The organism is Acidobacteriota bacterium, from assembly GCA_009838525.1.
Taxonomy (GTDB): domain Bacteria; phylum Acidobacteriota; class Vicinamibacteria; order Vicinamibacterales; family UBA8438; genus VXRJ01.
The window spans coordinates 46658-59651 of record VXRJ01000031.1 but is presented as its reverse complement, the minus strand read 5'-3'; the positions used below and the strand labels follow the sequence as shown (position 1 = coordinate 59651).

The 12994-nt window shown below is 69.2% G+C and carries 16 protein-coding genes; 9 read left to right on the top strand and 7 right to left on the bottom strand.

The genetic code is table 11. The features are described 5' to 3' along the window. Window positions 1–9: 9 nt before the first annotated feature. Entirely contained in the window at window positions 10–459 is a 450-nt protein-coding gene (locus tag F4Y45_13135) for an arginine repressor (protein MXY25444.1), read from the bottom strand. 40 nt (window positions 460–499) lie between these two features. Here F4Y45_13135 and argC point away from each other — a divergent pair, with 40 nt between their 5' ends. The 8 genes from argC (at window position 500) to F4Y45_13095 (ending at window position 8150) form a co-directional block, all read left to right on the top strand. Then, window positions 500–1483: an N-acetyl-gamma-glutamyl-phosphate reductase gene (gene argC, locus F4Y45_13130; GenBank protein MXY25443.1), complete on the top strand. Its 984-nt coding sequence runs from the start codon at window positions 500–502 to the stop codon at window positions 1481–1483. Next, on the top strand, window positions 1483–2415 hold the full coding sequence (gene argB, locus F4Y45_13125) for an acetylglutamate kinase (protein ID MXY25442.1): 933 nt from the start codon (window positions 1483–1485) through the stop codon (window positions 2413–2415). Before argC ends, argB begins: the two co-directional genes overlap by 1 nt. Next, window positions 2390–3616: an acetylornithine/succinylornithine family transaminase gene (locus F4Y45_13120; protein ID MXY25441.1), complete on the top strand. Its 1227-nt coding sequence runs from the start codon at window positions 2390–2392 to the stop codon at window positions 3614–3616. The genes argB and F4Y45_13120 overlap by 26 nt, the downstream gene beginning before the upstream one ends. Beyond that, a complete protein-coding gene (locus F4Y45_13115) occupies window positions 3546–4154 on the top strand; it encodes a GNAT family N-acetyltransferase (GenBank protein ID MXY25440.1) in 609 nt (202 codons plus the stop codon). The genes F4Y45_13120 and F4Y45_13115 overlap by 71 nt, the downstream gene beginning before the upstream one ends. Further along, window positions 4151–5383, top strand: coding sequence for a bifunctional glutamate N-acetyltransferase/amino-acid acetyltransferase ArgJ (gene argJ / locus F4Y45_13110; protein ID MXY25439.1), 1233 nt, complete (start codon window positions 4151–4153; stop codon window positions 5381–5383). The genes F4Y45_13115 and argJ overlap by 4 nt, the downstream gene beginning before the upstream one ends. 60 nt (window positions 5384–5443) lie before the next feature. Next, window positions 5444–6397 (top strand): ornithine carbamoyltransferase, encoded by a 954-nt coding sequence (gene argF / locus F4Y45_13105; protein MXY25438.1) that lies wholly within the window; start codon window positions 5444–5446, stop codon window positions 6395–6397. Window positions 6398–6405: 8 nt separating this feature from the next. After that, the gene (locus F4Y45_13100; protein MXY25437.1) at window positions 6406–6807 is read left to right on the top strand and encodes a hypothetical protein; all 402 of its coding nucleotides are present in this window, start codon (window positions 6406–6408) and stop codon (window positions 6805–6807) included. Between the two features lie 116 nt (window positions 6808–6923). Further along, a complete protein-coding gene (locus F4Y45_13095; GenBank protein ID MXY25436.1) occupies window positions 6924–8150 on the top strand; it encodes a CoA transferase in 1227 nt (408 codons plus the stop codon). 36 nt (window positions 8151–8186) lie between these two features. Here F4Y45_13095 and F4Y45_13090 read toward each other — a convergent pair whose 3' ends face one another. The 4 genes from F4Y45_13090 to F4Y45_13075 all read right to left on the bottom strand — a co-directional run bounded on the left by F4Y45_13090 (window position 8187) and on the right by F4Y45_13075 (window position 10866). Next, window positions 8187–8672 carry a hypothetical protein gene (locus F4Y45_13090; GenBank protein ID MXY25435.1) on the bottom strand — a complete coding sequence of 162 codons (486 nt, stop codon included), beginning with the start codon at window positions 8670–8672 and terminating at the stop codon, window positions 8187–8189. A 629-nt stretch (window positions 8673–9301) separates the two neighbouring features. Then, window positions 9302–9739 carry a hypothetical protein gene (locus F4Y45_13085; GenBank protein ID MXY25434.1) on the bottom strand — a complete coding sequence of 146 codons (438 nt, stop codon included), beginning with the start codon at window positions 9737–9739 and terminating at the stop codon, window positions 9302–9304. 16 nt (window positions 9740–9755) lie between these two features. After that, on the bottom strand, window positions 9756–10427 hold the full coding sequence (locus F4Y45_13080) for a metal-dependent transcriptional regulator (GenBank protein MXY25433.1): 672 nt from the start codon (window positions 10425–10427) through the stop codon (window positions 9756–9758). A gap of 31 nt (window positions 10428–10458) precedes the next feature. After that, on the bottom strand, window positions 10459–10866 hold the full coding sequence (locus tag F4Y45_13075) for a 6-carboxytetrahydropterin synthase (protein ID MXY25432.1): 408 nt from the start codon (window positions 10864–10866) through the stop codon (window positions 10459–10461). 16 nt (window positions 10867–10882) lie between these two features. Between F4Y45_13075 and F4Y45_13070 the strand changes: the two genes are divergently transcribed. Continuing rightward, window positions 10883–11590, top strand: coding sequence for a 7-cyano-7-deazaguanine synthase (locus tag F4Y45_13070; protein MXY25431.1), 708 nt, complete (start codon window positions 10883–10885; stop codon window positions 11588–11590). Here the strand turns inward: F4Y45_13070 and F4Y45_13065 are convergent. Then, a complete protein-coding gene (locus F4Y45_13065; GenBank protein MXY25430.1) occupies window positions 11576–12688 on the bottom strand; it encodes a deoxyhypusine synthase in 1113 nt (370 codons plus the stop codon). The genes F4Y45_13070 and F4Y45_13065 overlap by 15 nt on opposite strands. A gap of 44 nt (window positions 12689–12732) precedes the next feature. Next, the gene (locus F4Y45_13060) at window positions 12733–12960 is read right to left on the bottom strand and encodes a hypothetical protein (protein ID MXY25429.1); all 228 of its coding nucleotides are present in this window, start codon (window positions 12958–12960) and stop codon (window positions 12733–12735) included. Window positions 12961–12994 lie beyond the last annotated feature (34 nt).

Sequence of the window (12994 nt, the reverse complement as noted above, 5' to 3'; positions counted from 1 at the left end):
TCTCCTCCGTCAGTCCATTGCCCAGCCTTCAAACAATCGGGTCACCTCGCGGCCCGCCCGCCCATGCCGGGTGATCACGAGAATCGTGTCGTCACCCGCCACGGTCCCGACCACTTCCGGCAGGGCGGCCCGGTCAATCGCGAGCGCCAGCGGAGCCGCCTGGCCCGCGTCGGTTCGGACGACGAGCAATTGCTGCACCAGATCGACGCGACGCAGGTACTGCGAAATCGCCCGGCGCAGCTCGCCGTCCGCGCCCCGCGCGCCCGCTTCCGCCCCCGGCTGCTCGTACGCGCCGTCCCGCGCCCGCTTGACGAGCTGCAGCTCCTTGATGTCACGCGAGATCGTCGCCTGCGTCGCGTTGAAGCCGCGCGTGCGGAGCCGCTGGCCCAGCCGCTCCTGGCTGCAAATCGCTTCCCGCGACAGAAGATCCAGGATCGCGGCCTGTCGATAGCGCTTCATAATTATTCACTCGCTCGAATTAGTATACAATAGTTCCCCTATGGCGACCATCCGGATCGGCATCGCGGGAGCGACCGGCTATGGCGGGCAGGAACTGCTGCGTCTGGCCGCGCGCCACAGCCACGTCACGGTTACGGCGGCGATGCGGTCGGGCGAGGGGACCGCGGAGCTCCCCGGTCTCGCCGGAATCTGGGACGGAGAAATCGAACCCTTCTCGCTCGATGCGCTGGCCGACCGGACGGAGGTCGTCTTTCTTGGCCTGCCCGACACCGCGAGCGCCGAGCTTGCCCCGGCACTCCTCGAACGCGGCCGGCGTGTCTTCGACCTCTCCGGCGCGTTTCGCCTTCGGAACGAAGCCGACCGGCAACGGTGGTACCCGCGCTCACCGGCGCTGGCGCAGGCCGCAACCTACGGCCTGACCGAGTGGAATCGGCATACGCTGCCGTCCGCCGATCTGGTCGCCTGCCCCGGCTGTTATCCGACGGGCGCACTCCTCGCGCTGAAGCCGCTTGCGGAGGCCGGATTGATCGCCGACGACGCGGACATCTACATCGATGCGAAGTCGGGAGTTTCCGGTGCGGGCAAGAAGCCGACCGAGCGGACGCACTTCTCGGAGGTGCATGGCAGCGTTGCCGCCTACGGCATATTCGCTCACCGGCACGGCGCCGAGATCGAGCAGGAGCTCAAGCGGCCGGTCACTTTCGTCCCGCACCTGGTGCCGCTCGACCGCGGAATCCTCGAGACGATCTACACTCGGCTGCCCGGCGGCACGACGGCGCGGGACATCGACAACACGCTCGCGTCGGCGTACGCCGACGCACCCTTCGTCCGTCTCACCGGCGCCCGGCCGCCCGAGATCAAGCATGTCGCGCACACCAACTTCTGCGATATCGGCTGGCGGGTCGATGGCGGACGCCTTGTCCTCGTCTGCTGCCTCGACAACCTGGTGAAGGGCGCGGCGGGCCAGGCGCTTCAGAGCTTTAACGTCGCCTTCGGAATCGACGAGCGCGAGGGCCTCGCCTGATGGTGGCCGGCGCGACGCAGCGTCCCGCCAGGCCGGTGGCGGGCGGGTCGAACTATCCCCGGCGCGCGACCTCCGAGGTCGAACCGGCCGCGGTCGCGCCGACCATCATCAAGCTGGGCGGCGAGTTGCTGGAAACACCGGCGCGGCTTCGGGGCCTCGCCCGTGCTCTGGCCGCTATCGCCGCGCGCGAGCCGCTCGTCGTAGTCCATGGCGGCGGCCGGGAGGTCGACGCCGAGATGGCGCGTCTCGGGATCGCGAAGCGGGCGGTCGACGGCCTGCGGATCACCGACGCGGCGACGCTGGAGGTGGTGGCGGGGGTACTGGCGGGCCGCGTCAACACCCGGCTGGTGGCGGCGCTCGGGGTTGCCGGCGCACGCGCGGTCGGTCTGACCGGGGCCGATGCGCGGCTTGCGCCGGTCCGGCGCGAGCGGCGGTACCGCTCGGCGGACGGCCAGTCGGTCGATCTGGGCTACGTCGGCCGTCCGGTCGGCGAAGGCCCGCCGACCCTGTTGACCGATCTGCTGGCGGCGGGCTACACGCCGGTGGTTGCGAGCTTGAGCGCGGCGGCGGCGGGACAGGTACTGAACGTCAACGCCGATACATTGGCAGGCGACCTGGCGGCGCGCATCAAGGCGCGACGGCTGCTGATCGCGGGCAGCACGGCGGGAGTGCTGGACGAGGCGGGCAAGACGATTCCGGCGTTGGACGACGCCGGTATCGACACGTTGATCCGCGGCGGTCAGGCGAGCGCGGGGATGGTGGCGAAGCTGCTGGCGTGCCGGGCCGCGCTCGCCGGCGGTGCCGGCGAGGTGGCGATTCTCGACGCGCGCCGGCCGCGCCAGGGCATGTTCGAACAGGCGGTCGGCACGAAGCTGGCGGGTCGCCCGATGACAGGCGGAGCAGGCAATGACGACATCGACGGATCGAATTGACGCGGAACGGGTGAAGGCGGTCGAAGCGACGCATGTGCTGCAGGTGTACCGCCGTCATCCGGTTGTCTTCATCGGCGGCCGCGGCGCATGGCTCGTCGACGCGGACGGACGGCAGTATCTCGACTTCCTCTCCGGGATCGGCGTCGCGTCGCTTGGCCATGCTCATGCCGGACTGTCGGAAGCAATCGCCGCGCAGGCGCGCGAGCTGCTCCACACGTCGAACCTCTTCTTTCATCCACTCCAGGGCCAGGTGGCTCAGCGGCTCGCGCGGCTGTCGGGGCTGCCGCGCGCGTTTTTCTGCAACAGCGGCGCCGAGGCGGTCGAAGCGTGCCTGAAGTTCGCCCGCCGCTATCACCGGACCCGCGGCGACGCAGACCGCTGCGAGATCGTCGCGTTCGAGGGATCGTTTCACGGGCGGTCGTATGGCGCGCTGTCGGTCACTTCCGGCGAACCGTACCGAACCCCGTTCGAGCCTCTGCTGCCGGCCGTCCGTTTCGTTCCGCCGTCCGAGCCGGAGACGATCCGCTCCGCCATCACGGGCCGGACCGCGGCGGTTATCGTCGAACCGATACAGGGCGAGGGAGGCATACGTCCCATCCCGAGCCCGGCGGCCGGAGCGATTGCCGACGCGTGCGGCGCCAGCGGGACGCTGGTGATAGCGGACGAAGTGCAGTCCGGGCTGGGACGGACGGGAAGGCCTTTCGCGAGCGCCGGGCTGGGAATAGACCCGGATCTGGTGGCGCTGGGCAAGTCGCTCGGAGGCGGCGTGCCGATCGGCGCCGCCCTGATGAGCGAAGCCGTGGCGCAGGCGGCATCGTTCGGCGACCACGGGAGCACGTACGGCGGCAACCTGCTTGCCTGCCGCGCCGCGCTCGTCTTCCTCGACGCGCTCGAAGGCGGGCTCATCGATCGCGTTGCCGAGGCGGGGGGGCGTCTCGGCGCCGGGCTGGAGGCGCTCGTTTCCGCGAGTCCACAGGTTCACGAGGTGCGGGGCGCGGGGCTGATGCGCGCCCTCGAAGTGGATCAGGCGGTAGCCGACAGGACCGTTGACTGCGCGCTCGAGCAGCGACTCATCGTCAACCGGACCGCGGGCACGGCGATCCGGTTGCTGCCTCCCTACACGGTCACCGATGACGAGATCGACGACGGGCTCAGCCGCCTCCGCCAGGCTTTGGCGGAAGCCGGAGCCACTTTCGGATGAGCCGATGGTAAGCACGACCGACACGCCGGCGGCCGTCTCCCAGGCAGTGACGCCGGAGCGAATCGGGATCCGGCCGGCGGTTGCCGGCGACGCGCCCCGCGTGTACCGACTGATCACCGAGAACCTCGAGACGGGACACTTGCTCGCCCGGCCGCTCGGGGAAGTGGAGCTGCACGTCCCGCGCTTCCTCGTGGCGACGGTCGGCGAGAGCGTGGTCGGCTGCGGCGAACTGGCCGAGCTGAGCCCGAAGGTCGCGGAGGTGCGTTCGCTCGTCGTCGCCGATGGCCACCGCGGCATCGGGATCGGCCGGCGGCTGCTGGACGCGTTGGTCGCGGCGGCGCTGGCGCAGCGCGTTCCGCGCCTGTGCGCCTTCACGCATGAGGCGCGTCCGTTCGTCCGCGCCGGCTTCTCGATCGTGCCGCACACGTGGGTACCCGAGAAGATAGCCGCCGATTGCAGGACGTGCGACCTCTTCCGCCGCTGCCGGCAGTACGCCGTCGTTCTCGATCTGGCGCGCGGCACGGGAGTCGGTAGATGAACCTGCGGACGCCGGCACGCGCCCCAACGATCACGCCCGCCGGCGGCGGCATTGCCGCCCCGGCCGGGTACCGGGCGGCGGGCGCCGCCTGCGGCCTGAAACCGGCTGGTCTCGATATCGCTCTGGTGGTGTCGGATCGTCTGGCGAGCGCGGCGGGGATCTTCACCACGAACCTCGCGGTCGCCGCACCGGTCGTGGTGACGAAGGCGCAGCTCGCCGACTCGGAGGGGCGCGCGCGCGTGATCGCCGTCAACAGCAAGTGCGCCAACGCGTGCACCGGGCCCGGGGGGGCGACCGACGCGGAAACGATGGTGACGGCGGCTGCCGAAGCAGTCCGTTGCGATCGGGCGCATGTCCTGATCGCCTCGACCGGCGTCATCGGCATGAAGCTCGACACGGCGAAGGTGTCGGCTGGCCTCGCGGAAGCCGCCCGCATGCTGAGCCGCGACGGGCACCGCGCGGCGGCGGAAGCGATCATGACGACCGACGTCTCACCGAAGGAGGCGGCGGTGCGGGTCGACACTCCCGGCGGCCCGATCACGATCGGAGGCATGGCCAAGGGCGCCGGCATGATCGAGCCGAACCTGGCTACGATGCTCGGCTTCCTGACGACGGACGCCGCCGTCGCGCCGGCGGAGCTCGAACGTCTCCTGCGCGCGGCGGCCAACGTCTCGTTCAACGCGATCTCGGTGGACGGCGAACCGTCCACCAACGACACGGTACTCATGCTGGCGAACGGCGCGAGCGGCGTCGCGATCGACGAAACGACCACGCCCGCCTTCATGGCGGGCCTGGAGCAGGTCTGCATCCAACTGGCGCGCGAGATAGTCCGCGGCGGCGAGGGCGCGACGAAGCTCGCGACAATCCGGGTCGAGGGGGCGGCGACCGACGACGATGCGCGCCGCGCGGCGCGGGCGATTGCGAATTCCCCGCTGGTGAAGACGGCTCTGAACGGGGGCGATCCGAACTGGGGCCGCCTCGTGGCGGTCGCGGGACGGGCCGGCGTCGCGTTCGATCCGGAGCGGACCGTAGTCCGGATCGGCGGCGTCGTGCTGTACGACGGCGTCACGATCCATGTGAATCGCGAGGCGGAGGCGGCGGACCACCTGGCGAACGACGAAGTGGAGTTGTGCGTCGACCTGGGTGTCGGCGGAACCTGCGCGGCAACGATGTGGACTTGCGACTTCAGCGCCGACTATGTCCACATCAACGCCGACTACCGGACGTAGGAGCCCGTGGTGAAACCCTCGCTGCCTTCGAGCAGAGCCGCATCCCGGCTACGGCCGACCATTCCCCGCGCCGCCGGCAGCCTGAAGGACCGCTGCTTCCTGTCGGTCCTCGACTTCGAGCCGGATGACCTGGAACACTGCCTCGCGCTCTCCGCGGAGGTGAAGCGCGACCGCCCCCTCGGCAAGGAGGCGCCCACGTCCGCGGCGCTGCAGGGAACCTACATCGCGCTGCTCTTCGAGAAACCCTCGCTCCGGACCCGCTCGACGTTCGAGATTGCGATCCGCGAGCTGGGAGGCAACTTCATCGATCCTGACGCCGACGTCGCGCTCGGGAAACGCGAGTCGCTCGCCGATGTGGGGCGCAGTCTCGAGCGCTGGGTCGCCGGCGCCGTGGTGCGGACCTATGAACAGTCGCGGCTGCTCGACCTGGCCCTCGCGACATCCAGCTTCCGCGTAATAAACGCGCTGAGCAACGAGGAGCATCCCTGCCAGGCGCTCGCCGACTGCCTGACCCTGAAGGAGCGGTGGGAGGACCCGCGCGGGAGGATCGTCGCGTTTGTCGGGGACGGCAACAACGTCGCCACGTCGTTCACCCAAGCCGCGCTGATGCTGGGCGTGCACGTGCGCGTCGCAACGCCGGACGGCTTCGAACTCCCGGCATCCGTCGATGCCGATGCCGTGCGCGTCGCCCGTTACGGGGCCGAACTCACCCGCTACCACGATCCGGTCGACGCAGTGCGCGGCGCCGACGCCGTCTACACCGACGTCTGGACATCGATGGGACGCGAGGCGGAAGTCGCCCTCCGCCGCAGGCTGTTCGCGCCCTATCAGGTCAACGACACGCTGATGGCGCACGCCGCGCCGGACGTCTGCTTCCTCCACTGTTTGCCCGCCCACCGGGGCGAAGAGGTTACCGACCGGGTAATGGACAGTCCGGCGTCGGTCGTCTTCGATCAGGCCGAGAACCGCCTCCACACCCAGAAGGCGCTACTCGTCATGCTCTTCGAGGACTGACCGGCCGGATGAGCTTCGCCGAAAAACTCACCCGTGTCTTCATGCCATCCGGACGTTCCATCGGACGGCTCGTCAAGCGGCGCAAGGAAAGTGCCGCATGCACTGTCGAAGTCTTCCGCGGCAAAAAAGCGCTCAGGCTTTCCTTCTCCAACCACACGACCTCAGCCAGTTCGGCCGGGCTTGTTGGCGCGGCGCGTTGGCACGCGGAGCCTGTTGAGAGCGTCTACATTCCGGTCAAGGAAATTCTGGCGCGAACCGACGAACTCAAACGCAAGCTTCCACTCGATGCGCCGAGGTCAGGTGCATGGAACCGACAGTTCGTGAAGGACTGCGTGGTTGTCAACCTCCGGACCTGGAATCAGTTCTTGCCGGACTTTCCCGTAGCGCGGATTCCGGCTCCGGAAGACTGACTGGCTCGCGGCGAGGAAACGCGCGCCTGGATCGCCCGGCAAGCGTGAACGGGAGATCCACGAGCGCCGCCCCCGCATTGCCGTCGGTCGACGGCGGCAGTGTACGATCGCCCGCCATGACAGAGACGCCGCCATCCCACCGGAACGCCAATCCCGCCGCGGGCGCCCTCGACGGCATCACCGTGCTCGATCTCACCCGTGTCCTCTCCGGGCCGTACTGCACCATGATGCTCGGCGACATGGGTGCGCGCGTCATCAAGGTGGAACAGCCGGGGAAGGGCGATGACACCCGCGGCTGGGGCCCGCCGTTCCTCGAAGGCGAGTCCGCCTACTTCATGAGCATCAACCGCAACAAGGAGAGCGTGACGATCAACCTGAAGCACCCGGAGGGCCGCCGGACGCTTGACGCTCTCATCGAACGTGCGGACGTGCTTGTCGAGAACTTCCGGCCCGGAACGCTCGACCGCATGGGCCTCGGCTACCGCGATCTGGCCGAGCGGCGCCCCGACCTCGTCTACTGCTCTATCTCCGGCTTCGGCCAGACCGGCCCGCGCCGTCGTGAGCCCGGCTACGACGCGGTGCTGCAGGGCGAGGGAGGACTGATGAGCATCACCGGCGATGAGAACACGCCGGCGTACCGGCTGGGTGTGGCGATCGCCGACATCATCTCCGGGATGTTCTCGGCGTGGGGAGTCGCCGTGGCGCTGCTCGCGCGGCACCGGACCGGGCGCGGCCAGCTCGTCGACGTCGGCATGCTCGACTCGGTCGCGGCGGTTCTCACCTACCAGGCGGGGATCTACTTCGCCACCGGCCAGGCGCCGGTCCGCCTCGGGAATCGCCATCCGACGATCACGCCCTACGAGACGCTCGAGGCGGCCGACGGCGATCTGGTCGTGGCGTGCGGCAACGATCAACTGTGGACGTCGTTCTGCCGCGTGCTCGGCCTGGACGGTCTGGCCGACGACGACCGGTTCCGGACGAACAAGGACCGTGTCGCTCACCGGGAGGAACTTCGTCCGCTGCTCGTCGAACGCCTCAGGACACGCAACGCGGCGGAGTGGCTGGCGGATCTGAAAGCGGCCGGCATTCCGTGCGGCGGGGTGCGCGACCTGCACCAGGTCTTCACGGACCCGCAGGTCATCGAGCGCGCCATGGTGGTGGCGATGCAGCACCCGGTGGCCGGCGCGATCCGGCAGCTTGGCGTCCCGGTGAAACTGGGAGACACGCCGGGGGCGGTGCGGATTCCGCCGCCCACCCTCGGTCAGCACACCGACGAAATCCTGGGTGAACTGGGGATTGGCGAAACCGAGATTGCCGGCCTCCGCGCCGGCGGCGCGATCTGACCCGGCCAGCCTCCGCGCACCCTCCGCGGGCGTGTCCTACCGGTCGACGACGAACCGGAGCGCGGTCAGCAGCGCCGTGAAGAGGTGTGCGTCGGTCAGCGCGCCGATGGCGGGGTGTTCGGCGACCACGCGTTCGTCGATCATTCCCTCGTCGCGGCGAACGCGTGCACTTCGGATGAGCATGGCGGCGGGATCGCGCTTCGTGTCGAGGGCGAACTCCACGTAGTCGTCTCCGGATGCGTCCGAAGTGAGGCGGACCGCGCCCGGCGGCATCGAGACCGTAAAGCGGTATCCCTCGGCGGTGAGGGCGGCGGCGACGGTCCGGAAGAGAGGCGCCGCGATACGCTCCAGCAACTCGCTTCCAACCTCTTCCGCCCGGGCCGTACGCGCCCGACGCGCTTCCGGTCCAGTCAGGTGTGCGTCGGCAATCGCCTCCCGGATCCGGCGCCGGATGTCCGCCGTCTCGAGCCCCGCGGTCGGGGCCGGCGCCTTGCGGCCAGGGGTGTCGCGCCGCGGCGGCATTTGCAACCACGGCTTCCGGCGGACGAGGTCGCGCGGGAGCTCCTCCCGGGGGCGTTCGGGCTTCTCGCTCCGCGCCGAAGGTCGCGGGGCCCTGTCTCGGGGGGGGCTGTCTCGGGGAGCCCTTTCTCGCGGGAACTTGTCTCGCGGGTCTCGCGGGGCCCTGTCTCGGGGGAATCTGTCTCGCGGGGACGGCCGGGTATGAGGGCGGCGTTCTTCGAAGGGAGGGGCCGGTCCATCCGGCCTCTGCTCCCGCACGTCCGGACTCGGCCGTGCTGCGCGCGGCGAACCGCCACGCTTCCGTTCCGGCGGCTTCGACGAGGGCGACTTCCACGACGGCGGCTTAGCGCCCGGCTTCCGTACCCCCGTCTTCCAGCCGCCCGTGCGCTTTGCGCCGGCGGCACGGTTCGGGCCGCCCGGCTTGTGCGCACCTGCCTTTGGCGTCCCCGGCTTCCATCCCGTCGCGGCCTTCGCGCCGCGCGGGCCGCCGCTCCCGGGCTTTCGTCCGCCTGGTTTGCGGGCCGCCGGTTTCCGGGCGGCTGGTTTCCCGGCCCCTGGCTTTCGCCCGGGCGGTTTCCGTCCCGGCGGCTTTCGTCCTGGCGGCCTGCTGTTCGGCATCGTTCGGTCTCGCGTCAGCCGGCCGGTGCGCTTCCCGCCTCGTAAATGCGCACAAGCTCGATCAGCTTGTAGCCCTTCGTCTGGTACGGCGGGATGACACGCTCGGTCTGCAGGTACTGGATCATCCCTTCGTCGGCGTAGTCGGGATCGGGAAGTGCCGGATCCGCCACCAGCGCATCGTCGAGTTGCGACAGCGTCATGACTGGCTCGGTCACCGTGCGGCTGACCGGAATCACGCCAAGCAACCGCCGGCGCTCCCGGCGATCGCGCATCCGGAAACCGACATAGATCTCGTTGCTGACGAAGTTGTAGTCCACCTCCGCGCGTGTCGAGGCCGAGTCTTCCACCCGGAGGAAGGAGATGTCGGTCCGCGCGGCAAGCCACTCGAGCAGGTGACCCGTAAAGTCACCCTCGCCCGACCAGTGCTGTCGATCGATCGCCGCACCCTCCACCGTGGACTCCAGAGACTCAGGCCGGTGCGACCAGCAGTTTCGCCGCAGCGCGCATCCCGATCGTCACCTGGCGGTCCGCGGCGCGCCGGAGCACTACCTGGTCCGCCTCCGCGTCGCGCGCCTCGACGCTAATCGACTTCCCCGGCTTCAGATCATGCTCCTCGAGGAAACGGAGAAACCCCGAGTCCTGATCCGTCACCCGCTGCAGCACCACCGACGTGCCAAGAGGGCAGGTAAGCAGCGTTTCGTAGTCGGGGGTGGCGATCGCCCCGGTCGGATCCGGGATGGGGTCGCCATGCGGGTCGACCGGGGGACGCCCCAGATAGTCGTCGATCCGATCGATCACCCGGTCCGACACCGCATGCTCGATCCGCTCCGCCTCCTCATGAACTTCCGCCCAGCTCATGTCGAGCACCCTGACCAGGAAAAGCTCGATCAGACGGTGCCTGCGCAAGACGAGCGCGGCCAGCTTCTGCCCGGCAGGAGTGAGGCGGACCCCAGCGTATGGTTCGTACCGCACCAGATTCGATTCGGCGAGCGCCTTGACCATAGTCGTGGCCGTCCCCGGCACGACCCCGAGCGCCGCGGCGAGCTGGCCCATCGGCACCAGCGCCGAGGGGCTGCCGAGGGCTATCTCCGCCTGGTAGATCGCCTTCAGGTAGTTCTCGACAGTGCTCGACGTGGGCATCGTGGCGGCAAGCGTACCACGCCGACGCGCCCTACTCCGCCGGCCGGAACGTTGCGAAGGACGTCGGCGTCTCCCAGACCGTCACGCGGACGACGGGAAACCCGGCGTCGCGCGTCTTCTCGAAAATGAGCCGGGCGATATGCTCGACCGTCGGGTTTTCTTCGCTGACGAAGACCGGTTCTCCCTGTTCGCGTAGCGGCGCGATCAAGGGATCGTCATGCCGCAGGATCATCTTGTGATCCAGCTCGGCATCGATCCACCCCTTGACGATCCGCTTGATGTCCCCGAAATCGCACACCATGTTCCGCTCGTCGAGCGATGCCGCCTGCACCTCGATTTCCGCTACCGCGTTGTGGCCGTGCGGGTGCCGACAGTTGCCATCGTAGTTGAGCAGCCGGTGGCCGTAGCAGAAGTCGATCCGTTTCGTGACCGAATACATGCGCTATTAATATCGCATGGCCGACCGGAACGGTGGCGTTGCGGTTCTCTGCTCCGGCGGTCTCGACAGCGCCGTGTTGCTCGCGCATGAGCTGGACGGGGCGGAGGACGGCCGTCCCGTGCACCCTGTCTATGTGAGCGGCGGGCTCGCCTGGGAGGAAGCCGAACGCCGGCTCGTCGAGCGGCTCCTCGATGCCCCGCCGTTCGCCGGCAGAGCGGCGCCGCTCGCGTCACTCGACTGCCCGGTCGACGACACCTACCCCGAGACGCATTGGGCGCTCCGGGGAACGCCTCCGGCGTACGCCACGGCAGACGAGGAGGTCTACCTCGTGGGGCGCAACGTCCTCCTCCTCGCCAAGGCGGCCACCTGGTGCGCGCTGCACGGTGTCGAGCGGGTTGCCGTCGGTCCCCTCGCCGGCAACCCGTTTCCCGATGCCACGCCGGCTTTTTTCGCCGCGATGGGAGACGCACTGACGCGCGGCCTCGATCACCCGATTCGGATCGCCGCGCCATTCGCCACGTTCCACAAGGAGGAAGTGATCGCGCGGGGCGCCGCGCTCGGTGTCCCGTTCGAGCTCACACTGTCCTGCATGAACCCGTCGGAGGGAACCCACTGCGGCCGCTGCAGCAAGTGCCGGGAGCGCCTGCAGGCATTCGACGAAGCGGGAGTCGACGACCCGGCGCCCTACGCCTGGCGTCCCGCGAATCTGCTAACGGGCGGCTAGGCGCGCCTGACGCTCGAGTTCCGCCACCAGTTCCTCGCGGCGATGGAGCAGGGCCTTCCGCCGCCGCCGGCCGGGCTCCGCCGCGGCGGCGTACTCGGCGAACAACGGGAACGCGATCGTAGAGTCAGCGTAGACGACGACCGTGTCCGGCAGCACGCCGGGGTTCACCTTGCCCCAACTCACCGCCTCGGCCGGCGTGGCGCCCGACAGCCCTCCCCAGACCATCTGATCCGTCGTGATCTGGATGAAGTAGTCGTTGCCTCCCTTCTGGATCCCGTAGACCTCCCAGAGTGTCGGCTGCCCCTGCAGGTAGAAGTTCTTCGGCGACCCGCCACCCAGGATGACGCAGCCGTTCCTTTCTCCCGCCAGGATGATCGCGCACACCTCGTTCACGTCGAGGCTCGGATCCGGCACGAGATCGCTTCGCGCGATCAGCCGGTGCCACGCAACGTTCATCCCGATCGAACTGTCGCCCGGCGACGACGTGTAGATCGGGACCCCATGCACGGACGCGGCCGCTACCACCGAGTACTCCTCGCAGCCGGGCTGCCGCTCGCGCAGATCGCAGCCCAGACGATAGTGCAGGTCCGCCGTCGACACCGGCCCGTAGAGACCGGAGCGGGAAAGGAAGTCGCGCAGGTAGGCGTCGGTCTCGAGCAGCACGGTCGCCGGAAACAGCACATCGTAGATACGGATGACCCCGTCTTCATGCAACTCGACGTCGTCCGCGAAAGGGGAACCGCGATGCAGCGTGAAATTCAGGGCGTAGTGCAGGTCGTGGTACAGGTTTGCGCCGGTGCTGATGACGAAGTCGACGGCGCCGCGTTCCATCATGTCGATCACGCAGCCGCCGAGCCCGGCCGGCGTCAGCGCTCCCGCCATCGTCAGGCCGATCGTCGTATCGTGGGCGGGGTTCAGCATCTTCCCGGTGAAGATCTGGCACGCTTCCGAGAGCCGGCCGGCGTTGAATGCCTGGAAACCGTCGTCGATCAGCGCACGGACGCCGGCGTCGCCGCGCGGTCGGTAGTAGCGGATCGGTTTGCCGCCCAGATGCCGCGATGCGCGGGCTTCGGGAGAGCCGGGGGATCGGTGCGGCATTGCGCGGCGGGATCGTAGCACCCGCCGCCCGAGCGGCATGCCGCCTATTCCGTCCAGTCGGCGCGGCGACCCGTTATGGCGGTGTGGATGAGCGCGATGCCGGTCGCGACGGCGACGAGCGCCAAGCCATCGGTGATCCACGATTCCCACGACGCGTCGATTGACATCAGCCACACGGCGGGCGTGGCAATAACGACACCCATGAGGAAAGCGGTGCGGCGCCGCAGCGTCGCCCGCAGCAGCCGGCCGCGCAGGCGCGGAATCAGCCCCACCGCCGCCTCTCCGGATCTAACCGCGCGGCGGCGC

Bases quoted from the DNA above. Each gene is read 5' to 3' on its own strand.
- F4Y45_13095 (MXY25436.1), top strand. From the start codon at position 6,924: ATGACAGAGACGCCGCCATCCCACCGGAACGCCAATCCCGCCGCGGGC.
- F4Y45_13135 (MXY25444.1), bottom strand. From the start codon at position 459: ATGAAGCGCTATCGACAGGCCGCGATCCTGGATCTTCTGTCGCGGGAA.
- argC (MXY25443.1), top strand. From the start codon at position 500: ATGGCGACCATCCGGATCGGCATCGCGGGAGCGACCGGCTATGGCGGG.
- F4Y45_13065 (MXY25430.1), bottom strand. From the start codon at position 12,688: ATGCCGCACCGATCCCCCGGCTCTCCCGAAGCCCGCGCATCGCGGCAT.
- F4Y45_13115 (MXY25440.1), top strand. From the start codon at position 3,546: ATGACGAGATCGACGACGGGCTCAGCCGCCTCCGCCAGGCTTTGGCGG.
- F4Y45_13120 (MXY25441.1), top strand. From the start codon at position 2,390: ATGACGACATCGACGGATCGAATTGACGCGGAACGGGTGAAGGCGGTC.
- argB (MXY25442.1), top strand. From the start codon at position 1,483: ATGGTGGCCGGCGCGACGCAGCGTCCCGCCAGGCCGGTGGCGGGCGGG.
- F4Y45_13100 (MXY25437.1), top strand. From the start codon at position 6,406: ATGAGCTTCGCCGAAAAACTCACCCGTGTCTTCATGCCATCCGGACGT.
- F4Y45_13070 (MXY25431.1), top strand. From the start codon at position 10,883: ATGGCCGACCGGAACGGTGGCGTTGCGGTTCTCTGCTCCGGCGGTCTC.
- F4Y45_13090 (MXY25435.1), bottom strand. From the start codon at position 8,672: ATGCCGCCGCGGCGCGACACCCCTGGCCGCAAGGCGCCGGCCCCGACC.
- F4Y45_13075 (MXY25432.1), bottom strand. From the start codon at position 10,866: ATGTATTCGGTCACGAAACGGATCGACTTCTGCTACGGCCACCGGCTG.
- argJ (MXY25439.1), top strand. From the start codon at position 4,151: ATGAACCTGCGGACGCCGGCACGCGCCCCAACGATCACGCCCGCCGGC.
- F4Y45_13080 (MXY25433.1), bottom strand. From the start codon at position 10,427: ATGCCCACGTCGAGCACTGTCGAGAACTACCTGAAGGCGATCTACCAG.